The sequence below is a fragment of the Cellulomonas sp. P5_E12 genome, from assembly GCF_054049315.1.
The window spans coordinates 130,531-150,258 of sequence record NZ_JBFUMP010000001.1; the positions used below are offsets into that span (position 1 = coordinate 130,531).

19 protein-coding genes are annotated in these 19,728 nt (G+C 71.6%); 11 read left to right on the forward strand and 8 right to left on the reverse strand.

The genetic code is table 11. The annotated features are described in order from the left end of the window. Nucleotides 1-5 precede the first annotated feature (5 nt). Nucleotides 6-641, reverse strand: a complete 636-nt coding sequence (locus tag ACXJKA_RS00555) for a carbonic anhydrase (RefSeq protein ID WP_456823209.1) — start codon at nucleotides 639-641, stop codon at nucleotides 6-8. Nucleotides 642-780: 139 nt separating this feature from the next. Here ACXJKA_RS00555 and ACXJKA_RS00560 point away from each other — a divergent pair, with 139 nt between their 5' ends. From ACXJKA_RS00560 to ACXJKA_RS00575, 4 genes are read left to right on the forward strand one after another with little or no spacing between them, the layout of a single operon-like run. Beyond that, a complete protein-coding gene (locus tag ACXJKA_RS00560; protein WP_456823210.1) occupies nucleotides 781-2,076 on the forward strand; it encodes a sugar ABC transporter substrate-binding protein in 1,296 nt (431 codons plus the stop codon). After that, nucleotides 2,073-3,050: a carbohydrate ABC transporter permease gene (locus tag ACXJKA_RS00565; RefSeq protein ID WP_456823211.1), complete on the forward strand. Its 978-nt coding sequence runs from the start codon at nucleotides 2,073-2,075 to the stop codon at nucleotides 3,048-3,050. The genes ACXJKA_RS00560 and ACXJKA_RS00565 overlap by 4 nt, the downstream gene beginning before the upstream one ends. After that, nucleotides 3,050-3,898: a carbohydrate ABC transporter permease gene (locus ACXJKA_RS00570; RefSeq protein ID WP_456823212.1), complete on the forward strand. Its 849-nt coding sequence runs from the start codon at nucleotides 3,050-3,052 to the stop codon at nucleotides 3,896-3,898. Before ACXJKA_RS00565 ends, ACXJKA_RS00570 begins: the two co-directional genes overlap by 1 nt. Nucleotides 3,899-3,935: 37 nt before the next feature. Continuing rightward, nucleotides 3,936-5,192, forward strand: coding sequence for an ABC transporter ATP-binding protein (locus tag ACXJKA_RS00575; RefSeq protein ID WP_456823213.1), 1,257 nt, complete (start codon nucleotides 3,936-3,938; stop codon nucleotides 5,190-5,192). A 78-nt stretch (nucleotides 5,193-5,270) separates the two neighbouring features. On the opposite strand, the gene ACXJKA_RS00580 is transcribed toward ACXJKA_RS00575, so the two are convergent. From ACXJKA_RS00580 to xseA, 3 genes are all read right to left on the reverse strand, one after another. Next, nucleotides 5,271-6,197: a carbohydrate kinase family protein gene (locus tag ACXJKA_RS00580; RefSeq protein WP_456823214.1), complete on the reverse strand. Its 927-nt coding sequence runs from the start codon at nucleotides 6,195-6,197 to the stop codon at nucleotides 5,271-5,273. Next, nucleotides 6,197-6,472, reverse strand: coding sequence for an exodeoxyribonuclease VII small subunit (locus ACXJKA_RS00585; protein WP_456823215.1), 276 nt, complete (start codon nucleotides 6,470-6,472; stop codon nucleotides 6,197-6,199). The genes ACXJKA_RS00580 and ACXJKA_RS00585 overlap by 1 nt, the downstream gene beginning before the upstream one ends. A gap of 285 nt (nucleotides 6,473-6,757) precedes the next feature. Further along, nucleotides 6,758-8,029, reverse strand: coding sequence for an exodeoxyribonuclease VII large subunit (gene xseA / locus ACXJKA_RS00590; RefSeq protein WP_456823216.1), 1,272 nt, complete (start codon nucleotides 8,027-8,029; stop codon nucleotides 6,758-6,760). A 189-nt stretch (nucleotides 8,030-8,218) separates the two neighbouring features. On the opposite strand from xseA, the gene ACXJKA_RS00595 reads away from it, so the two are divergent. Then, nucleotides 8,219-9,241, forward strand: a complete 1,023-nt coding sequence (locus ACXJKA_RS00595; RefSeq protein WP_456823370.1) for a 4-hydroxy-3-methylbut-2-enyl diphosphate reductase — start codon at nucleotides 8,219-8,221, stop codon at nucleotides 9,239-9,241. A 35-nt stretch (nucleotides 9,242-9,276) separates the two neighbouring features. Here the strand turns inward: ACXJKA_RS00595 and rmuC are convergent, their stop codons facing one another. Continuing rightward, nucleotides 9,277-10,632 carry a DNA recombination protein RmuC gene (gene rmuC, locus ACXJKA_RS00600; protein ID WP_456823217.1) on the reverse strand — a complete coding sequence of 452 codons (1,356 nt, stop codon included), beginning with the start codon at nucleotides 10,630-10,632 and terminating at the stop codon, nucleotides 9,277-9,279. A 78-nt stretch (nucleotides 10,633-10,710) separates the two neighbouring features. On the opposite strand from rmuC, the gene ACXJKA_RS00605 reads away from it, so the two are divergent. From ACXJKA_RS00605 to ychF, 3 genes are all read left to right on the forward strand, one after another. Then, nucleotides 10,711-11,478, forward strand: a complete 768-nt coding sequence (locus ACXJKA_RS00605) for an ABC transporter ATP-binding protein (RefSeq protein WP_456823218.1) — start codon at nucleotides 10,711-10,713, stop codon at nucleotides 11,476-11,478. Then, nucleotides 11,454-13,013, forward strand: a complete 1,560-nt coding sequence (locus ACXJKA_RS00610; protein WP_456823219.1) for a hypothetical protein — start codon at nucleotides 11,454-11,456, stop codon at nucleotides 13,011-13,013. The genes ACXJKA_RS00605 and ACXJKA_RS00610 overlap by 25 nt, the downstream gene beginning before the upstream one ends. Nucleotides 13,014-13,185: 172 nt before the next feature. Continuing rightward, nucleotides 13,186-14,259: a redox-regulated ATPase YchF gene (gene ychF / locus ACXJKA_RS00615; protein ID WP_456823220.1), complete on the forward strand. Its 1,074-nt coding sequence runs from the start codon at nucleotides 13,186-13,188 to the stop codon at nucleotides 14,257-14,259. Between the two features lie 103 nt (nucleotides 14,260-14,362). Here the strand turns inward: ychF and ACXJKA_RS00620 are convergent, their stop codons facing one another. Continuing rightward, nucleotides 14,363-14,797 carry a hypothetical protein gene (locus ACXJKA_RS00620; RefSeq protein ID WP_456823221.1) on the reverse strand — a complete coding sequence of 145 codons (435 nt, stop codon included), beginning with the start codon at nucleotides 14,795-14,797 and terminating at the stop codon, nucleotides 14,363-14,365. Between the two features lie 158 nt (nucleotides 14,798-14,955). Here ACXJKA_RS00620 and ACXJKA_RS00625 point away from each other — a divergent pair, with 158 nt between their 5' ends. Together ACXJKA_RS00625 and ACXJKA_RS00630 are read left to right on the forward strand one after the other, a co-directional pair. Further along, complete coding sequence (locus ACXJKA_RS00625) at nucleotides 14,956-15,414, forward strand: helix-turn-helix domain-containing protein (RefSeq protein WP_456823222.1); 459 nt, start codon at nucleotides 14,956-14,958, stop codon at nucleotides 15,412-15,414. Next, a complete protein-coding gene (locus tag ACXJKA_RS00630) occupies nucleotides 15,411-17,237 on the forward strand; it encodes an ATP-binding protein (RefSeq protein ID WP_456823223.1) in 1,827 nt (608 codons plus the stop codon). The genes ACXJKA_RS00625 and ACXJKA_RS00630 overlap by 4 nt, the downstream gene beginning before the upstream one ends. Here ACXJKA_RS00630 and ACXJKA_RS00635 read toward each other — a convergent pair. Further along, nucleotides 17,215-17,880, reverse strand: coding sequence for a hemerythrin domain-containing protein (locus ACXJKA_RS00635; RefSeq protein WP_456823224.1), 666 nt, complete (start codon nucleotides 17,878-17,880; stop codon nucleotides 17,215-17,217). The genes ACXJKA_RS00630 and ACXJKA_RS00635 overlap by 23 nt on opposite strands. Before the next feature lie 336 nt (nucleotides 17,881-18,216). Between ACXJKA_RS00635 and ACXJKA_RS00640 the strand changes: the two genes are divergently transcribed. Then, nucleotides 18,217-19,167, forward strand: coding sequence for a sugar phosphate isomerase/epimerase family protein (locus tag ACXJKA_RS00640; protein ID WP_456823225.1), 951 nt, complete (start codon nucleotides 18,217-18,219; stop codon nucleotides 19,165-19,167). Between the two features lie 105 nt (nucleotides 19,168-19,272). Here ACXJKA_RS00640 and ACXJKA_RS00645 read toward each other — a convergent pair whose 3' ends face one another. After that, a complete protein-coding gene (locus ACXJKA_RS00645; RefSeq protein ID WP_456823226.1) occupies nucleotides 19,273-19,728 on the reverse strand; it encodes an SRPBCC family protein in 456 nt (151 codons plus the stop codon).

Here is a 19,728-nt window from a genome sequence, read left to right on the forward strand (position 1 = left end):
CCGTGTCAGGCGTCGAGCTGGCCGGCCGCCTCGGTGAGGTGCACCGTGCCGTCGGCCAGCGTGTACTCGAGGCCGACGATCGCCAGCCGTCCCTCGGTGATGGCCTCCGCGAGCGACCGCGAGTAGCCCTGGAGCATGCGGACGGTGTGCCGGACGTGCTCGTGCCCGAGAACGGCGGGGTCCAGCGTGTCCAGCGACCCGTGGCCGCCGCCCGCGAGATTCACGATGCTGGGGATGACGCGGTCGACGATCGCCCGCACGAACCCGTCGGGCAGCTCGCCCGTCGTCAGCGCGGTGGTGGCCGCGGCGACCGCGCCGCAGCTGTCGTGCCCGAGGACCACGACCAGGGACGCGCCGAGGACCTGGACGCCGTACTCGATCGACCCGATCACCGTGGTGTCCAGCACGTGCCCGGCCGTGCGCACCACGAACACGTCGCCGAGGCCTTGGTCGAAGATGATCTCGGCCGCCACTCGCGAGTCCGAGCAGCCGAAGATCACCGCGAACGGGAACTGTGCGGCGCTCAGCTCCGCCCGATGGTCGACACCCTGGGACGGGTGCAGCATCTCGCCGCGGACGAACCGTTGGTTCCCCTCGCGCAGCGCGGACCAGGCTTCGGCGGGGGTCGTGGGGCGTGTCACGGCGTCATCGTCGCAGGTCGGGCGCCCGCTCGGGAGTCGGTGTTCAGCACTCGGGTATCCCCGTTCCACTGGCGCGCCGACGCCGAACGGGTGTAGCCCTTGGGTGTGAGGCGTCGACGCCTCGGTTCGGAGGTGCTCCGTGCGACGACGCACACGCGGGCTTGCCCTGGCGCTGGTCGCGGGGCTCGTCGTCCCGCTGGCCGCGTGCGCCGGGTCCGGGTCCGGGACTCCCGTGCTCACCTGGTACATCAACCCCGACGACGGCGGTCAGGCGGAGATCGCCAAGCAGTGCACCGAATCCGCCGCTGGCGCCTACTCGATCGAGGTGTCGGTCCTGCCGCGCGACGCCAGCGCCCAGCGGGAGCAGCTCGCTCGGCGCCTGGCCGCCAAGGACTCGTCGATCGACATCATGAGCCTCGACCCGCCGTTCATCCCTGAGATGGCCGAGCCCGGCTTCCTGGCCCCGGTGCCCGACGACGTCGCGTCGAAGGTCACGCAGAACGTCGTCGCCGGTGCCCTCGCCGGTGCGACGTGGAAGGACAAGCTCGTCACCGTGCCGTTCTGGGCGAACACCCAGCTGCTCTGGTACCGCAAGTCCGTGGCGGCCGCGGCGGGGCTCGACCCCGCGAAGGCGCCCGTGACGTGGGACCAGATCATGAAGGCGTCGAAGGACCAGGACAAGTACCTGGCCGTCCAGGGCACCAAGGCCGAGTCCCTCACCGTGTGGATCAACGCGCTCGTCGCGTCCGCCGGCGGAAAGATCCTCGAGAACCCCGAGGCTCCGGCCGACGAGATCACGCTCGGTCTCGAGACGCCCGCGGGCGAGGCCGCGGCGACGATCATGGGCACCATCGGCAAGGAGAACCTCGGTGGTCCCGCCCTGCCGACCGAGGACGAGGGGGCCTCGCTCGCCATCTTCCAGGGCGACAAGGGCTCGTTCATGGTCAACTGGCCGTTCGTCTGGTCGGCCACGAAGGCGGGCGTCGAGGACGGCACGTTCGAGCAGTCGCTGCTCGACGACATCGGCTGGGCGCTCTACCCGCAGGTGACAGCGGACAAGCAGACCGCGCCTCCTTACGGCGGGATCAACCTCGGGATCGGGGCCTTCAGCAAGTACGTCGACCTCTCGTACCAGGCGGCGGAGTGCATCGTCACCCCCGAGCACCAGGCGCAGTACTTCGCGACGAACGGCAACCCGCCGTCCAACACGACGTCCTACGACGACCCCGCCGTCAAGGAAGCCTTCCCCATGGCGGACGTCATCCGGGAGTCGCTCGAGCTTGCCGTGCCCCGGCCGCAGACGCCTTACTACAACGAGGTGTCAACCGGCCTGCAGCAGACGTGGCACCCGCCGAGCTCGGTGACGCCGGAGGTCACGCCCAAGGAGTCGACCGACCTGATCACCGCCGTGCTGCGAGGGGAGCAGCTGCTATGAGCAGCCAGGTCCAGACGAAGACACCCGGCGGGCTCCCGCCGGACCTGCGCGACGCGGCGGCGAAGGCGGGGCGGAGCGACCGGTCGAGGTCCGAGGCGCGCCTCGGCTGGCTGCTAGCCGGCCCGGCGTTCGTCGTCATGCTGGCCGTCACGCTGTACCCGATCCTCCAGGCCTTCTTCGACTCGCTGTACCACTTCCGGCTCACGGCACCGGACGACAAGCGCTGGGCCGGGCTGAGCAACTACGCCGTCGTGCTGACGGACCCGCTGTTCTGGCAGGCGCTCGGCGTCACGGTGTTCATCACGGTCGTCACCGTGGTGGTCGAGCTGCTTCTCGGCTTCGCGCTCGCGCTCGTCATGCACCGAGCGATCACCCAGCTCCGCGGGCTGCTTCGCACGGCGATCCTGGTGCCGTACGGGATCATCACCGTGGTCTCGGCCTTCGCGTGGTTCTACGCGTTTGATATCAACTCGGGGTACATCAACCACTGGTTCGCCTGGGTGCCCGGGATCAGCACGGACCTCAACTGGTTCGCCCAGCAGGGCACCAGCCTCTTCGTCATCATCTTGTCGGAGATCTGGAAGACCACACCGTTCATCTCGCTCCTGCTGCTGGCGGGCCTCTCGCAGGTGCCGACCGAGCTGGAGGAGGCGGCGGAGGTCGACGGTGCCACGTGGTGGCAGCGCCTGACGCGGGTGGTCCTGCCGAACATGAAGGCCGCGATCATGGTCGCGGTCCTGTTCCGGGCCCTCGACGCGTTCCGCATCTTCGACAACGTGTTCATCATGACCAACGGCGCGAACGGCACCGAGGTGCTGTCGCTGCTCGCCTACCGGACGTCGATCGGCCGGCTCGAGATCGGCCTCGGGTCGGCGATCTCCGTGCTCCTGTTCTTGTGCGTGATCCTGATCTGCTGGATCGCGGTCAAGCTGTTCAAGGTCGATCTGGCCGGCGGCGCGAGGGGGGCGGGCTGATGAAGCAGCTGTCGACGAGGGCCAAGTGGGCCTGGGCCCTCATCACGATCTTCGTCATCACGTACGCCCTCTTCCCGATCGTGTCGATCTTCGCGACGTCGTTCAAGCTGCCCAGCCAGCTGAACCTCGGGCTGTTCTGGCCGAAGACGTGGTCGACCGTGAACTACGAGGAGATCCTCGCGCCGGGCGGGTCGGCGCAGACGCTGTTCCTGTCCTCGCTGCGCAACTCGATCGGCATCTGCCTGATCGCCACCGCCATCGCCGTCGTCCTCGCCACGCTCGCGGCCTACGCGATCGCCCGGCTCGACTTCCCCGGCAAGCGGCTGGTCCTGCTCACCGCGCTCGGCGTGTCGATCTTCCCGGTCATCTCGATCGTCACGCCCCTGTTCAACCTGTGGCGGAACATCGGCCTCTACGACACGTGGCTCGGGCTGATCATCCCGTACCTGTCGCTGACGTTGCCGATCTCCATCTGGACCCTCGCGGCGTTCTTCCGCCAGATCCCGTGGGAGCTCGAGCAGGCGGCGCAGGTGGACGGAGCGACCACGTGGCAGGCCTTCCGCAAGGCGATCGTGCCGCTCGCCGCACCCGGGGTGTTCACCACCGCGCTGATCGCGTTCTTCATCGCCTGGAACGACTTCGTCTACGGCATCTCGCTCACGTCGACCGACCGCGCCCGACCCGTTCCCGCCGCGCTGGCGTTCTTCACCGGTGCCTCGCAGTTCGAGGAGCCGACGGGATCCATCTCCGCCGCGGCCATCATCGTGACCATCCCGGTGGTCATCCTCGTCCTGCTCTTCCAACGCCAGATCGTGTCCGGCCTGACCCAAGGCGCCGTCAAGGGCTGACGTCCACGCGCGCAGTCCGTCCCACGAAGGAGATCCGATGGCCGCCATCACCCTCAAGGACATCGTCAAGCAGTACGGCGACGGCTTCCTCGCCGTGAAGGGCGTGAGCCTGGACATCGCCGACGGCGAGTTCGTGATCCTCGTCGGACCCTCGGGCTGCGGGAAGTCGACGCTGCTCCGGATGATCGTCGGCCTCGAGGACATCACGGCCGGCGACCTGGAGATCGGGGGCAAGCGCGTCAACGAGAAGGCGCCGCGCGACCGGCACCTGGCCATGGTGTTCCAGAACTACGCCCTGTACCCGCACCTGACCGTCTTCGAGAACATCGCGTTCCCGCTGCGCCTGCAGAAGGGCCAGTTCACCGACGCCCAGATCCGCGAGAAGGTCGAGTTCGCCGCCAAGACCCTCGAGCTGCAGGACCACCTGGAGCGCAAGCCCGCCAACCTGTCCGGCGGTCAGCGGCAGCGCGTCGCGATGGGCCGCGCGATCGTCCGCGAGGCGGAGGCTTTCCTCTTCGACGAGCCCCTGTCCAACCTCGACGCCAAGCTTCGCGGCCAGATGCGCACCGAGATCGCCCGCATGCAGCGCCGCCTGGGCACGACCACCGTCTACGTCACCCACGACCAGACCGAGGCCATGACCCTCGGCGACCGGGTGGCCGTCCTGCGCAAGGGGGAGCTGCAGCAGGTCGCCAGCCCCCGGGGCCTGTACGAGCAGCCGGTCAACCTCTTCGTCGCCGGCTTCATCGGCTCGCCGCCCATGAACTTCCTGCCGGGGGAGATCAGCGGGTCCACCATGAAGCTGCCGTTCGCCGAGGTCCCGATCTCTGCGGACCTGGCTCCCAAGCTGCAGGGCAAGGAGATCGTCATCGTCGGCATCCGCCCGGAGCACTTCGAGGACGCCGCCCTTCTGGAGGACGCGCGCAAGGGGACCGGCGTCTCCTTCTCCGCGCCCGTGGACGTCACCGAGTGGCTCGGCTCCGAGCTCTACGCCTACATCCCGTTCGACACCAATCCGGACGTCGCGACCACGCTCGAGGAGCTCGACCGCGACCTCGACGGCGAGGGCCTGCGCACGCAGCTGATCGTCGCGCTCCCGTCGGAGACCAAGATCCGGGACGGTCGCGACGCGACCCTGTGGTTCGACCCCGCCCGGATGATGGTGTTCGACCCCGAGAGCGGCGAGAACCTCACCTGGGACGGCGCGGCCGCCGAGGCGCTCGACCGCGAGAACGAGGCCGACCGCAAGGCCTCCCTCGAGCGCGCGCAGGCCCGGGAGAAGGCGCGCGTCTGACTCGGCCGCCGGTAGGGGCCGTCGGCGCGGCGGCCTCGTGGTTCGAGTCGCCTCGGCGCGACCGGACTGCTGAGTCGGTCAGGCGAGCTCCGCCGAGCTCGGCGGGTTGGCGCCCGCGCGCGAGACGGTGATCGCGGCGATCCGGGCGCAACGCTCCAGCACGGCCTCGACGGTCGCGGAGTCGACGTCGGCGAGCGCCTGTCGCCGGTCCGCCCCGAGCAGCCCGGCGGACCAGAGCCCGTCGATCAGGCCGCCCATGAAGGAGTCGCCCGCGCCGACCGTGTCCGCGACCTGCACCTTCGGCGCCCGGACAGACAGGCGGGCGCCCGCCGACGTGCTCGCGAACGCCCCGTCGCCGCCGTGCGTCACGACGACGAGCGACGGGCCCGACCTGCTCCACTCCTCGGCGATCTCCGCGGGCGCCACGCCGGGGTGCAGCCAGGCGAGGTCCTCGTCGCTGACCTTGACCACGTCCGCGAGCCGCACCAGCGCGTCGACCACGGGCAGCGCGTGCGCGGGCGACCCCATGAGGACCGGCCGCAGATTCGGGTCGTAGGTGATGGTCGACGAGGTGCGCCGCCGGGCGAGGATCGCGGCGACGGCGGCGCCGCCGGGCTGCAGCACCGTCGCGATCGATCCGGTGTGCACGACCAGCGGGTCCCCGGGCTCCTCGTCCCACGTCTCAGGCAGGTCCCACTCGAGGTCGAACTCGTAGGAGGCGGACCCGTCCTCACCGATGTGCGCGGTCGCGAGGGGCGTGCGCGTCGCCGACCGGTTGCCCTCGAGGACGTGGACGCCGGACCCGCGCAGGTGCTGCCGGACCAGGTCGCCGTCGGCGTCGTGACCCAGCCAGGTGAGCAGGTCCACGTGCCGGCCGAGGCGACCGAGCCCGAGCGCCACGTTGGCAGGGCTGCCGCCGGGGTGCTGCGCGCGGGTGCCGTCCGGCCTGGCGACGACGTCGATCAGCGCTTCGCCGACGACGAGCGCCCGGTCCGTCGTGCTCATCAGGACTCCTCGTCGTCCGTGGCGGTGGCCACCGCCGGGGTGTCGCGCACCGCACTGAGCCGTTCGCGCGCCCCGTCGAGCCACTCCTGGCACCGCGCGGCGAGCGCCTCGCCGCGCTCCCAGAGGGTCAGCGACTCCTCGAGCGTCGCGGCGCCGGCCTCGAGCCGGGCGACGACCGCGACCAGCTCGTCACGGGCCTGCTCGTAGCCGAGGTCACGGACATCGGCGTTCGCGTCGGAGGGCTGGGCGGCGGGCGAGGTGGACGGCTTCGGCACGAGGACAGTCAACCAGGACCGGCCCACACCGCCGCGCCGTCAAACCGCCCACCGAGACGCGAGCCGTTCCTGTCAGCCAGGTGCCCACCGGTACCTGGGGCGGTCGGGGTCGCGCCGATGCGCGCGCCGCGACCTCGCCGCCGGGCGCTGCCGTCAGGTCGTCAGGCGCGCCGCGACCTTGCCGCCGGGCGCGACTGTCAGGTCGTCAGGCGCGCTGCGACCTCGCCGCCGGGCGCGATCGTCAGGTCGTCAGGCGCGCCGCGACCTCGCTGCCGGGCGTGACTGTCAGGTCGTCACGCGCGCCGCGACCTCGCCACGGGCGACCCGGATGCGCAGGGGATCGCCCTCGGCCACCTCGGCCGGGTCCCGCAGCACGTGCCCGTTGGCGCGCTGGACCACCGCGTACCCGCGGTCGAGCGTCGCGGCGGGCGACAACGCCCTGACCTGCGCCGCGAGGCCCGCCACCTCGGCACGGCCGTGCACGAGCGCGGTGTGCAGAGAGCGGCGCGCGCTGTCGCGCAGGGCCGCCACCCGGTGCTCGTGCAGGTCCACCAACGTGGTCGGGTTGGCCAGCACGGGACGGCTGCGCCAGTGGTCCAGGCCGGTCTGCTCGCGGGTCAGCCGGGCCGTCAGCGCGGCCCGGGCCCGCAGCCGCGCCTGCGTGACGCGGGCACGCTCCTCGCTCACGTCCGGCACGATCCGCTTGGCCGCGTCCGTCGGCGTCGAGGCGCGCAGGTCCGCCACCAGGTCGAGCAGCGGGGTGTCGAGGTGATGGCCGATCGCGCTGACCAGCGGCGTGCGGCAGGCGGCGGCCACCCGGACCAGCGACTCGTTGCTGAACGGGAGGAGGTCCTCGAACGAGCCGCCACCGCGCGCGACCACGATCACCTCGACGCGCGGGTCGCGGTCCAGCTCCACGATCGCGGCGCTGACCTCGGGCACCGCGCGTGGTCCCTGCACCGTCACGCGCCGGATCTCGAACTCCACGGCGGACCAGCGGGCGCGGGCGTTGGAGACCACGTCGTGCTCGGCGTCGCCCTGCTGCGCGACGATCAGCCCCACCCTCGTCGGGAGGAACGGCAGCGCGCGCTTGCGCGACGGCTCGAAGAGCCCTTCGGCCCCGAGGATGCCCTTGAGATGCTCGATGCGGGCCAGCAGCTCGCCCAGGCCGACCAGCCGGACGTCGTCGGCCGAGAACGAGAGGGTGCCCTTCTTGGCGTGGAACTGCGGCCGGGCGTGCACCACGAGGTGGGCGCCGTCCGCGAGCTTGTCCGCCAGCGGGCCGATCGCCGAGGCGGGCGCCGTCACCGAGAGCGACATGTCGAGGTCGGTGTCGCGCAACGTGAGGAAGTAGAGGGTGTTCCACCTCTTGAGGTTGAGCACCTGACCCTCGACCCACACGGGCGGCATCTTCGCGATGTAGTCGGCGATCTTGGGCGCCAGGTGGCGGACTGGCCACGGGCGGTCGGGGGTCGTGTCCGCCGCGCGCAGCGGCGGGGGACCGGCCGCCGGCGGACTGGTGATGGGACCGGTGCTCACGCGCCCAGCCTGCCTCATCCCGCCGACAGCGAGGTCGCCCGACGCGGTCGCCGGCCCCCGCTCGTGTGCACCCCGTGCGGGTCGGGTGCAGGTCACAGCCGCCGACGCCCGTTCCGCCGGGCTCGTCGGGCACGCCGAACTAGACTCCGGAGCGTGACTTCTCCGACACCCGACCGCCAGCACCCCGACGGTCAGCACCCCGGCGACGTGCCCCCCGCTGTCGCCGGCAAGCGCGTCCTGCTCGCCGCCCCGCGCGGGTACTGCGCCGGCGTCGACCGCGCGGTGATCGCCGTCGAGAAGGCCCTCGAGCACTACGGCGCCCCGGTGTACGTGCGCAAGGAGATCGTGCACAACAAGTACGTCGTCGAGACGCTGGCCGCGCGCGGTGCCGTGTTCGTGAACGAGACGGACGAGGTGCCCGAGGGTGCGCGCGTGGTGTTCTCCGCGCACGGCGTCTCCCCGGCAGTCCACGCGCAGGCGGCGGCACGGTCGCTGCAGACGATCGACGCGACCTGCCCCCTGGTGACCAAGGTGCACAAGGAGGCCGTGCGGTTCGCGTCGGAGAACTACGACATCCTCCTCATCGGTCACGACGGGCACGAGGAGGTCGAGGGCACCTACGGGGAAGCCCCCGACCACATCCAGGTGGTGAACTCGCCGGACGCCGTGGCCGACGTCGTCGTCCGCGACCCCGACAAGCTCATCTGGATCTCGCAGACCACGCTCTCGGTCGACGAGACGATGGACACCGTCCGCCGCCTGCGCGAGCGGTTCCCGAACCTGCAGGACCCGCCCAGCGACGACATCTGCTACGCCACCCAGAACCGCCAGGTCGCAGTGAAGAAGCTGGCGCCCGAGTGTGACCTGGTCATCACGGTCGGCTCCGCGAACTCGTCGAACTCCGTGCGGCTGGTCGAGGTGGCCCTCGATGCCGGCGCGAGATCGTCCTACCGCGTGGACCAGGCGTCCGAGATCGACCTCGCGTGGCTCGAGGGCGTCACCACGGTCGGGGTCACCTCCGGCGCCTCGGTGCCCGAGATCCTGGTCCGCGACGTCCTCGACCTGCTGGCCCAGCACGGCTTCGGCGACGTCGAGGAGGTGCGCACCGCGACCGAGGACCTCATGTTCTCGCTGCCGCGTGAGCTCCGTGCCGACCTGAAGGCCGCCGGCAAGGCTCCCGAGGTTCCGCGGCGCGACGGCCGCCGCTCCCTGGACGTCCAGCCCGCATAGTCGAGCGGGCGTTCAGGGGCTCGACGCGGCGACGCTCACGCGCTCGACGCGTCGCCGTCGTTCGTCCGCGCCACGACGCTCTCGGCACGCAGCGCTCGCTCGTCGCGCTCGGCGCGGCCGTCGAACATCACGATCTGGTCCTCGGCCGACGCCACCAGCTCGGGCGCACTGACGGCGGACAACTGCGGATTGACGGGGTCCGGCGTCGGGAGGTCCGCGTCCACGACGTGCAGGTCGGCGAACCGTCGGGCGCTCACCAGCACGCGCGTCTCGAGCGACGACACTGTCTGGTTGTAGGCGCCGGCCGCCGAGTCGATGGCCCGGCCGAGCTTGGCCAGGTGCGAGCCCATGGTCGCCAGCCGGCCGTGCAGCTCCTTGCCCAGGGAGAGGACCGCCTGGGCGTTGCTGGCCAGCGCGTCCTGCCGCCAGGCGTAGGAGATGGTCCGGAGCAGGGCCAGCAGGGTGGTGGGGGTGGCGATGACGACGTTGCGCTCGAACGCGTACTCGATGAGCAGCGGGTCCTGCTCGGCGGCCGCGTGCAGGAACGACTCGGCGGGCACGAACATCACGACGAACTCCGGGGCCGGCGCGAACTGGTCCCAGTAGCGCTTGGCCGCCAGGTCGTCGACGTGCGCCCGGACGTGCCGCGCATGGGCGGCGAGCCGCTCGGTGCGCACGCGCTCGTCGGTCGCCTGCGCGGCGTCGAGGAACCCGAGGAACGCGACCTTGGCGTCCACCACGACGTTCTTGCCCCCGGCCAGCCTGATCACCATGTCCGGCCGCAGGAGGCCGTCATCGGTGCGCACCTGGTCCTGCTCGACGAAGTCGACCTGCGCGAGCATCCCCGCCGCCTCGACCACCCGCTTGAGCTGCAGCTCACCCCACTTGCCGCGCACCTGCGACGAGCGCAGCGCGGTGACCAGCTGAGCCGTCTCGCCCCGGAGGTGCTCGGAGGCCTGCTGCATCGCGCGGACCTGCTCGCCGAGCGCGGCCTGCCCGGCGGCGCGCGCCTGCTCGGCCGTCGACAGCTCGCGGCGGACCTGGTCGAGCGTGCGGGACAGCGGCTCGACCATGGCCCGCACGGCCTGCTCGCGCTGCGTGAGCTCGCCGACCTGCGTCTGGTGGTCGGCGGCGAACCGCTGGTGCGCGAGCGCGAGGAACTGGTCGGAGCTCGTCGCCAGCGCGTCCGCCGCCAGGGACCGGAACTGGTCGGCCAGCCGGTCGGAGTCCGCCAGCCGCGCCTGCGTCCCGTGCCGCTCCGCCTCGAGCAGCGCCGTCGCCCGGGCGGCCTCGAGGTCGGCGGCGCGCAACCGGGCGGACGCGAGCATCCAGCCGACGAGCACGCCGACGATGGCGCCGATCGCGAGTCCCAGCAGCAGTCCGGTGTCCATGCCCGAACGCTCCCAGGTACCTCTGACACCCGCCCGAAATGGGCCATGCCGTCGCGTGCTGCCGCCTAGGGTGGTCCGATGTCGACCGCACCCGCCCTGGAGCTGCGTGGCCTCTGGCGCAAGTTCGGGGACAAGATCGCTGTCTCCGGGATCGACCTCGTCGTGCCGACCGGCTCGTTCTACGGCCTCGTCGGCCCCAACGGTGCGGGCAAGACGACGACCTTGTCGATGGCGACCGGCCTGCTGCAGCCCGACTTCGGGACGGTCCTGGTGCACGGCCACGACCTGTGGGCGGCGCCCGTCGAGGTGAAGGCGATGCTCGGCGTCCTGCCCGACGGCGTCCGGCTCTTCGACCGGCTGACGGGCGAGCAGCTGATCACCTACGCGGGCCTGCTCCAGGGCCTCGACCGCGCGACGGTGGCCGAGCGCGCGACCGACCTGCTGGCCGCGCTCGACCTCACGGCGGATGCCACGAAGCTGGTCGTCGAGTACTCCGCGGGCATGACCAAGAAGGTCGCGCTGGCGTGCGCGCTGGTGCACGCGCCGCGCCTGCTGGTGCTCGACGAGCCGTTCGAGGCCGTGGACCCGGTCTCCGCGGCGAACATCCGCGACATCCTCGCCTCCTACGTCCGCTCCGGCGGCACCGTCATCGTGTCCTCGCACGTCATGGACCTGGTCCAGCGGATGTGCGACCACGTCGCCGTCATCGCGGCCGGGCACGTGCTCGCGGCGGGCACCGTCGACGAGGTCCGCGGCGACGGCAGCCTGGAGGACCGCTTCGTCGACCTGGTCGGTGGCCGGGTGACCGGGGAGGGGCTGGCGTGGTTGCGCACCTCGTCCGCCTGAAGCTGACGTTGCTGCGCAACGGCCTGCGGCGCAGCGCCTGGCAGATCGTGGGTCTCGTCGTCGGCGTGCTCTACGGGCTGTTCGCCGTGGCCCTCGTCGTGGGGTCGATGGCCGTGCTGAGCGTCCAGGAGCCCGACATCCGCGGGCTGGTCACGGTCCTGCTCGGGTCGGTGCTCGTGCTCGGCTGGTGGGTGGTGCCCCTCGTCGCCTTCGGCCTGGACGCGACGATCGACCCGGCGCGGTTCGTCACCTTCGCCATCCCGCGACGCTCGCTGCTCACGGGTCTGGCGCTCGCGGGCCTGCTCGGCATCCCGGGCGTCGTGACGACCCTGTCGGTGCTCTCGATGGCGGGGGTGTGGTGGCGGACGCCGGCCGCCCTGGTCGCCGGCCTCGTCTGCGCCGTGCTCGCGCTGGCCACCTGCGTCGTCGGTGCGCGAGCGACGACGTCGGCCGCCTCGGGCGTGCTGAGCGGTCGGCGCTTCCGCGAGGTCATGGCGGCCGTGGTTCTGCTTCCTTTCATCCTCGTCGGCCCCGTGCTGGGGCGGTTCTTCTCCGGGACGACGATCACGCAGCACACGGTCGAGCAGGTGGCCGACGTGCTGTCCTGGACCCCGCTCGGTGCCGTGTGGGCGGTCCCCGGCGACGTCGCTGACGGCGCCTGGCCACTCGCCGCCGCCCGCTTCGCGATCGCCGTCGGCACCCTGGTCGTCGTCGCGGTCGTCTGGGACCGTGCGATGGCCCACGCGCTGGTCAACCCTCCGCACCAGGCGGTCTCGACCCGGGGCCGCGGTCTCGGCTGGTTCGACCGGCTGCCGGCGACGCCGCTGGGAGCCGTCACCGCGCGGTGCCTCACGTACTGGGCGCGGGACCCGAGATACGCGATAGCCGTCGCCATCGTGCCCGTGCTCGCGGTCGTGTTCTACTTCGTCAACCCGGGCGGCGGCCTCATCCTGCTCATCGTCCCGATCGCCGGCTACCTCATGGGCTGGGGCATCTCCGCCGACATCGCCTACGACGGCACGGCGTTCTGGACGCACGTCGCCTCGCCGTTGCGCGGGGTCACCGACCGGCTCGGGCGCGTCCTCGCCGCCGGCGCGATCGCCGTCCCGGCGGTGGTGGTGCTGGCGGTGGCGTCGGCCGTGGTCACGGACAAAGGCGCCCTGGTCCCCGCCCTGCTCGGGGTGTCGTTCGGTGTGCTGCTGACGGCGCTCGGCGGGTCGAGCATCGTCTCCGCCCTCGTCGTCTACCCCGTCCAGATGCCCGGCGAGAACCCGTTCCAGAGCCGGCAGGGAGCGTCGATGTCGGCGCTGGTCTCGCAGCTCTGCGGCTGGTTGGCCGTGATGACCTTGTGCCTGCCCGAGATCGTCCTCGCCGTCGCGGCCGTCGGGTGGGGATCCGTACCCCTGGGCTGGGTGACCCTGCTGGTCGGCGTCGTGCTCGGATCGGTGCTGCTGACCGTCGGGGTCCGCATCGGCGGACGCACCCTCGACCGCACCGCGCCGGACCTGCTGCGACGCATCGTCGCGTTCGCCTGATCGCCGGACTCGACCGCGGCCGAACGTGCACGTGGTGGTGCCGTGGACCCGTCGACGACGGGCCTTGAGCTACCGGGCTGCTGGTCGCGGTCGGGATCGCTGCAGTCGCGACCAGGTCCCGCGCCGCACCCACGGAAGGGGGAGGCGGCCGCGCGGCCTAGACTCCTTCGTCGTGGCACTCACCATCGGCATCGTCGGCCTGCCCAACGTCGGCAAGTCCACCCTCTTCAACGCGCTGACCCGCGCGCAGGTCCTCGCGGCGAACTACCCGTTCGCGACGATCGAGCCCAACGTCGGCGTCGTCCCGCTGCCCGACCCACGCCTGGAGGTGCTCGCGGAGCTGTTCGGCTCCGAGCGAATCCTCCCGGCGACCGTGTCGTTCGTCGACATCGCGGGCATCGTCAAGGGCGCCAGCGAGGGGGAGGGCCTGGGCAACAAGTTCCTCGCCAACATCCGCGAGGCGGACGCCATCTGCCAGGTCACCCGCGCGTTCGCCGACCCGGACGTCGTGCACGTCTCCGGCGAGGTGAACCCCAAGGACGACATCGAGATCATCGCCACCGAGCTGATCCTCGCCGACCTCCAGACCCTCGAGAAGGCGATCCCGCGCCTCGAGAAGGAGGTCCGCGCCAAGAAGGCGGACGCCGGCCTGCTCGCCGCCGCCCAGGAGGCGCAGGCGATCCTCGAGACCGGCACGACGCTCTCGCAGAGCGGCAAGAGGATCGAGCACCTCGACGAGCTCCAGCTCATGACGAGCAAGCCGTTCATCTACGTGTTCAACACCGACGACGCCGGTCTGGCCGACACCGCGATGCAGGACGAGCTGCGCGCCCTGGTGGCACCCGCCGACGCGATCTTCCTCGACGCCAAGTTCGAGTCCGAGCTGGTCGAGCTCGAGCCCGACGAGGCCCGCGAGATGCTCGCCGACAACGGGCAGGAGGAGGCCGGCCTCGACCAGCTGGCCCGCGTCGGCTTCCACACCCTCGGCCTGCAGTCGTACCTGACCGCCGGCCCCAAGGAGTCGCGCGCCTGGACGATCCACCAGGGCTGGACCGCGCCCCAGGCCGCCGGCGTCATCCACACGGACTTCCAGAAGGGCTTCATCAAGGCCGAGGTCATCTCGTTCGACGACCTCGTGGCCGCCGGTTCCGTCGCCGCCGCCCGCGCCGCCGGCAAGGCGCGCATCGAGGGCAAGGACTACGTCATGGCCGACGGCGACGTGGTGGAGTTCCGCTTCAACGTGTAGTCGGAGCGGAGACTGAAGAACGTCGCCACCCGGGCCAGCCTCGTCGCGGGAGGGGGCGTCGCCGCGCGTGCGCCGTCGGCATGCGCGTGCTCTCGGGCGAGCCTCACGGCACGAGGGCTCGGCGACGCAGCCGCAGCACGGAGAGGATCAGCGAGGTCAGCAGCAGCCCGGTGTACACGTCGTTCTCCAGCCATCCGAAGGTGGTCTGCTGCTCGAGCGTGAAGGTCGTCGGGTAGTAGAAGACAGACACCCCGAGGATCACGACCAGATAGCCGAGCACGGTGATCTGGGCGGCGCGGGAGTCGAGACGGGCGAGCGCGGCGACCCCGAACGCGACGAGGTAGAACACCCAGGTGAGCGGACTGGTCACGGTGAAGTCCGGATCCTCGAGGCCGGAGAGCCACGCGTAGACCGTGTGGATCACCGAGAGGCTGAAGGCCGCGACGAGCAGGGTCGGCACCGCCGCGCCGTAGCGGGTGCGGGCCGCCGGGTCGATTGCGTGAGCAGTGGTGCGGGGCTGGGCGCTGGTGGTGGACATGTGTTCCTCCGATGACGTGGAGCTCGGGTGGTGGTCGTCGACCGGGACCGGGCCGGCGTGGGCACGTACCAGCCTCCAGAGGCGGCTGCGGACGCGACACCCACAGCACGACCACAGTTGAGCCACGTCCACGCCTGCGGGCGACTACCGTCCGTTCGGTGGGTGACAGCTTCGCGACACTGCTGCGGGCATTTCGTGACGAGCGGTCCCTGACCCAGGACGAGCTGGCCGACAAGGCCGGCATCACGGTGAAGGCCGTCGGTGCGTTGGAGCGCGGCGAGCGTCGCCGCCCCTATCCGCACACCGTCCGCGCGCTCGCGGACGCGCTGGCTCTGGACGAGGGCCAGCGGGCTCGCCTCGTGGGCACCGTCCCGGGCCGGACCCGTTCCGTTGTCGGTCCGTCGTCGGCTCCCCAGCCGGACGCCGCTGCGTCGAAGGCTCTGCCGAGCTCGACGGTCGACCTGGTCGGCAGGTCCACCGTGCTCGAGAGCCTCACGGAGCTGCTCGCCGAAGCAGCGACCCGGGTGGTGACGCTGACAGGTCCGGGAGGCGTGGGGAAGTCCACGCTCGCGCTCGCGGCGGCCCGAGCGGCGTCGCATGCGTTCCCGGGGGCGTGACGCTCGTCGAGCTGGCCGGCATCACCGAGCCCCAGGTGGTCGTCCCGGCGATCGCGGCAGCGCTGGGGGTTCCCGAGGCCGGGCACCGAGGGACCGTCGCCGGCCTGGCGCCCTTCCTCGCCGGTCGGCGGATGCTGCTGCTGCTCGACAACCTCGAACAGGTCCTCGCGTCGGCGCCGTCGATCGCCGAGCTGTCGGCGCACTGCCCGGGCCTGGTGATCCTCGGAACGAGCCGGGCTCCGCTACGGATCCGGGCCGAGCGCACCCTCCGCGTCGACCCGCTCGACCACGGGGCGTGCGTCCAACTGTTCCGCGAGCGCGCCGAGGCGGCAGGCGGGCGGTTGACGCGAACCGCCGACGAGGACGAGGCAGTCGCCGAGATCTGCCGACGGCTCGACGGCCTCCCGCTCGCGGTCGAGCTCGCCGCCGCCGCGACGGCGCTCCTGCGCCCGGCGGAGCTCCTGGCCCGGCTCGACAGCGTGCTCGTCGACGGTCCGCGCGACCTCCCTGAGCGTCAGCGGTCGATGGCGGCGACGCTCGACTGGAGCTACGACCTTCTCGGCGAGCCCGAGCGAGCGCTGCTGGCGAGGCTCGCGGTGCTCCCGGGCACGTTCTCGCTGGCGGGGGCCGAGGCGGTCGCGGGCCAGGACGTGCTGCGTGACCTGCGTGTGCTGCTCGACCACTCGCTGGTCAGCCGCGGCGCCGACGTGCAGGGCACCGAACGATTCCGGCTGCTCACTCCGGTTCGTCAGTACGCCGCGCTTCGGCTCGCCGAGGCCGATCGCGCGGTCGCGACGGCGCGCCTGGCCGACTCCGTGCTCGCGCTCGGCCGAGACCTGGAGACGGATCTCCGAGGACCAGCACTGGTGGCCGGCCTCGACCTCGCCGAGGCCGACCTGCCCACGCTCCGGGTGGGCCTGCTGCACGCCATCGACGCCGGGCGCCTGGACGACGCGGCCGAGGCGATCTGGAGACTGTGGCCGTTCCTGGCGCTGCGCGGTGTCGGGCAGGAGGGCCTGGCGCTGGTGGACCTGCTCCGCGGCAGGCCCATGACCGACGAGGCGAAGGCCCGACTGCTGGTCGCCGCGGCCGGGATGAGCCACGTGGGCGGTGGGATCCCGGCCCTGCGTGCCGACGCCGACGCCGCACTCGCCCTCGCGCAACGGCTTGACCGTCCCGGCCTGCTCGCCGAGGCCGCCGCGCTCGCGGGGTCGGGAGCATTGTTCGCCGGTGACCTCGGCGAAGCGTCGGCGCGCCTGGCCGTGGTGCGCACGAGGGTCGCCGACAGCGACGAGACGTGGGCCGTCCTGCACTGCCGGATCGCCGACGCCCAGGTCGCGCTGCTGGCCGGCGCACTGCACGTGTCCGAGCAGCTGCTCCTGGCCTGCGAGCACCGCGCTCGCAGGCTGGGGAACCCGTTCACGCTGGCCACGGTGCTCAATCTGCGCGCCACGCTGACCCAGCTCCGCGACGAGCACGGCGAGACCGCACGACTTCTGGCCGAGTCGGCCGAGATCTCCATGACCGCCCGGATCAGCTGGACGTTCGCCTACACGCTTCCGGCGCTCGCGAGCGTGGCCGTCAGGTCGGGGGACCACGAGCTGGGGGCGACGCTGTTCGGCGCCGCCGCGTCGTGGTCCGCGGACCATTCGGTGGACACCGGTTTCCCGGCGTCGCAGGCGCTGGCGCACCGCGACCTCGCCCGTGCGCGCGAGGTGCTGGGCGAGGTGCGGTTCCGTCCCGCCTGGGACGCAGGACGGGACACCACCGGACCCGAGGTCGTCGAGCTGGCGCGCGAGCTCAGCCGCCGCGCACGCGGCTGACGTAGCGGCGGTACTGCCACCGGCCGAGGGTGGCGAGGAGCACCCGGACCGGGCCAGGCAGCTTTCCGAGCATCATCGACCGCTCGTCGTCGTCCGCCTCCTCGAGGACCGCCCCGAACATCAGGGGAAGCTGGCTCCGGGTCATCACCTCGACGCCGTGGTCGCCCATGGAGTCCCACTCCTTCGCGGTGACGTGGCGTGCGGCGACGGGGAGGATCGCGCGTTCCTCCAGGTCAAGGTGCTCGAGGAGCGCCGCACGGAAGTCCTCGACGAGCCGCGCGAGCTGCTCGCCGCGGACGGCCGACGCCGTCGTGCGCCAGTCTGCGCTGAGGGGAGCGATCTGGTCGGCGTACTCGTCCACGGCGTGGTGCTGCACCTCCATCGTCGCGATCAGGTCGGCCGACGGCGCAGCTCGCTCGAGGAGCAGCGGCCACAAGACCACGTCCTCGCCGGTGTGGTGCATGTGCAGGCCCGCAAGGACGAGGTCGAGGTGGGAGGCGACGACCTCGGCGCGCGCGACGTCGCCGGAGATGACGTCGCGGATCAGGTCGGGCAGCAGCCCGAACTCGCGGCGGAACGCGCGGTGGACGACGTACATGTCGCGGACGTCGGCCAGGGGGCCGGCGGGGATCGTGGTGGGCATCAGGTGCTCCTCTCGGTCGGTGCACCGAGCATCGCGGCCCTCTCAGTGACCGGACCAGCCACGGCACTCCCACGTCGACCCCACACTCGGGCCCGAACGCCCAGCCGCGGAGACGTCGCTTCGGGCGGGGCCGATCACCCTCGAGCGGGACCAGGAGTACCGATCGGGCGAGCTCACCGTCGACGGGACTGCAGTCGCATGCCGCAACCTGCCGCGCGGGCTGACCCGGTCCGACCTCGCCCCGGCGCGACAGCCGGATGGCCTGCCAGTAACTTGAGGATGAGACGGGCAAGGAAGCCGGTCGAACCTTCGGGCTTGGCGCCTCGGGAGGCACCGATGGAAACCTATCGATCTCGGGCCCGCACGCTGCGCGCCTTCATCGCCGCGACGCTGGTCGCGCTCTTCCTCGCCGTCGGTGGTGTCAGCACCGCGTCAGCCGCGTCCGCCGCGGCGCCGGAGTGCACCGGCAGAGGAGTTCCGACGAGCAAGATCTCGATCCAGCTCTGGACGTTCGCCGAGTACATCGGCTTCGGCACCGACGCCGGCACCATCGCCAGGACGGAGGAGGTGTTCAGCCGCCTCAGCAAGATGGGTTACCGGAACGTCGAGCCGTTCACTCTGAGCGGTCTGACGGCAGATCAGTACCGCGCGCTCCTCGACAAGTACGGGCTCAAGGCCTCCGCGCGGCACGTCGACGTCGGGACCCCTGAGGCCCCGGCCGACATCGACCAGATCCTTGCGGACAACAAGACGCTGGGGATCAAGTTCTTCGGCTCAGGAGCGACCCCGATCTTCCCGCTGGTCTACACCACCGAAGCCCAGTGGATCGCTTACGCCGAGTACCTCAACGAGATCGGCGCCGTGGCCCGGCAGAACGGACAGACGTTGATGGTGCACAACCACAACGTCGAGTTCGAGGAGGTCTTCGGCGACCGGACCGTGTTCGACATCCTCGCGAACTACACCGACCCGAAGAACGTCGTGTTCCAGCTCGACCTCTACTGGGCTACCAACGGCGGCGGCATCGGCAACCCCCTCGACGTCATCGAGCAGTACGGCAACCGGATCAAGCTGTTCCACGTGAAGGACATGGCGGCCGGCCCGTTCCCCGGTCGGATCGAGATCGTCGGCGACGGAATCATCGACTTCCCGTCGATCTTCGAGGCCGCGGGTGGCAGCACGCGGTACTACGTCGTCGAGCACGACCCCCGGTTTGGCGACCCGACGTTCGACCCCTTCGAGGCCGCCCAGGAGGGCTTCGACTACCTCGCCTGCGTGACCTTCTGAGTACCGGCCGACGCTGCTGCTGGACACTCCTCGCAGGATCGGTCCCTCGTCTGCCGACGTCGGACGACGGACCGGCGAGGCCTGGCGCCGGTGGCCGCGAGAACGTCACTCCCGGGCGCGAGCCCGGTCTGCAGCCTCGAGCACCCGCCGGAGGCCGGTGAAGTCGCGCAGCAGGATCCGCGCCAGGACGAACGTCGGCAGGAGCGCCACCAGCCGGAGCCAGGCGGCGACGTCGCCGTCGTAGTCGGCGCGGATGCGCGTGCCCCCGGCGTCGGGCGTGCACACGTACTCGACGCGGGAGTTCCACGGGGACGTCGAGTGCCACACGACCCGACGGTCGGGCTCGACGACCTCGAGCACGTCGGTGAACCGGATCCGGAACGGCCCGATGCGGTCGACTGCGGCCCACCGGTTCCCCACCTGCAGCGGACCGCCGTCCAGCGGGCGGCGGGAGTCGACCGCGGGCGCGAACTCGGGCCACCGACCCGGGTCGGCGAGGTACGGGTAGACGCGCGACGGCGGGTGATCGAGATGGACGTCGAGCTTGACGCGTCGCCACAT

Bases quoted from the DNA above. Each gene is read 5' to 3' on its own strand.
- ACXJKA_RS00565 (WP_456823211.1), top strand. From the start codon at position 2,073: ATGAGCAGCCAGGTCCAGACGAAGACACCCGGCGGGCTCCCGCCGGAC.
- ACXJKA_RS00570 (WP_456823212.1), top strand. From the start codon at position 3,050: ATGAAGCAGCTGTCGACGAGGGCCAAGTGGGCCTGGGCCCTCATCACG.
- ACXJKA_RS00575 (WP_456823213.1), top strand. From the start codon at position 3,936: ATGGCCGCCATCACCCTCAAGGACATCGTCAAGCAGTACGGCGACGGC.
- ACXJKA_RS00580 (WP_456823214.1), bottom strand. From the start codon at position 6,197: ATGAGCACGACGGACCGGGCGCTCGTCGTCGGCGAAGCGCTGATCGAC.
- xseA (WP_456823216.1), bottom strand. From the start codon at position 8,029: ATGAGGCAGGCTGGGCGCGTGAGCACCGGTCCCATCACCAGTCCGCCG.
- rmuC (WP_456823217.1), bottom strand. From the start codon at position 10,632: ATGGACACCGGACTGCTGCTGGGACTCGCGATCGGCGCCATCGTCGGC.
- ACXJKA_RS00605 (WP_456823218.1), top strand. From the start codon at position 10,711: ATGTCGACCGCACCCGCCCTGGAGCTGCGTGGCCTCTGGCGCAAGTTC.
- ACXJKA_RS00620 (WP_456823221.1), bottom strand. From the start codon at position 14,797: ATGTCCACCACCAGCGCCCAGCCCCGCACCACTGCTCACGCAATCGAC.
- ACXJKA_RS00635 (WP_456823224.1), bottom strand. From the start codon at position 17,880: ATGCCCACCACGATCCCCGCCGGCCCCCTGGCCGACGTCCGCGACATG.
- ACXJKA_RS00640 (WP_456823225.1), top strand. From the start codon at position 18,217: ATGGAAACCTATCGATCTCGGGCCCGCACGCTGCGCGCCTTCATCGCC.
- ACXJKA_RS00645 (WP_456823226.1), bottom strand. From the start codon at position 19,728: ATGTGGCGACGCGTCAAGCTCGACGTCCATCTCGATCACCCGCCGTCG.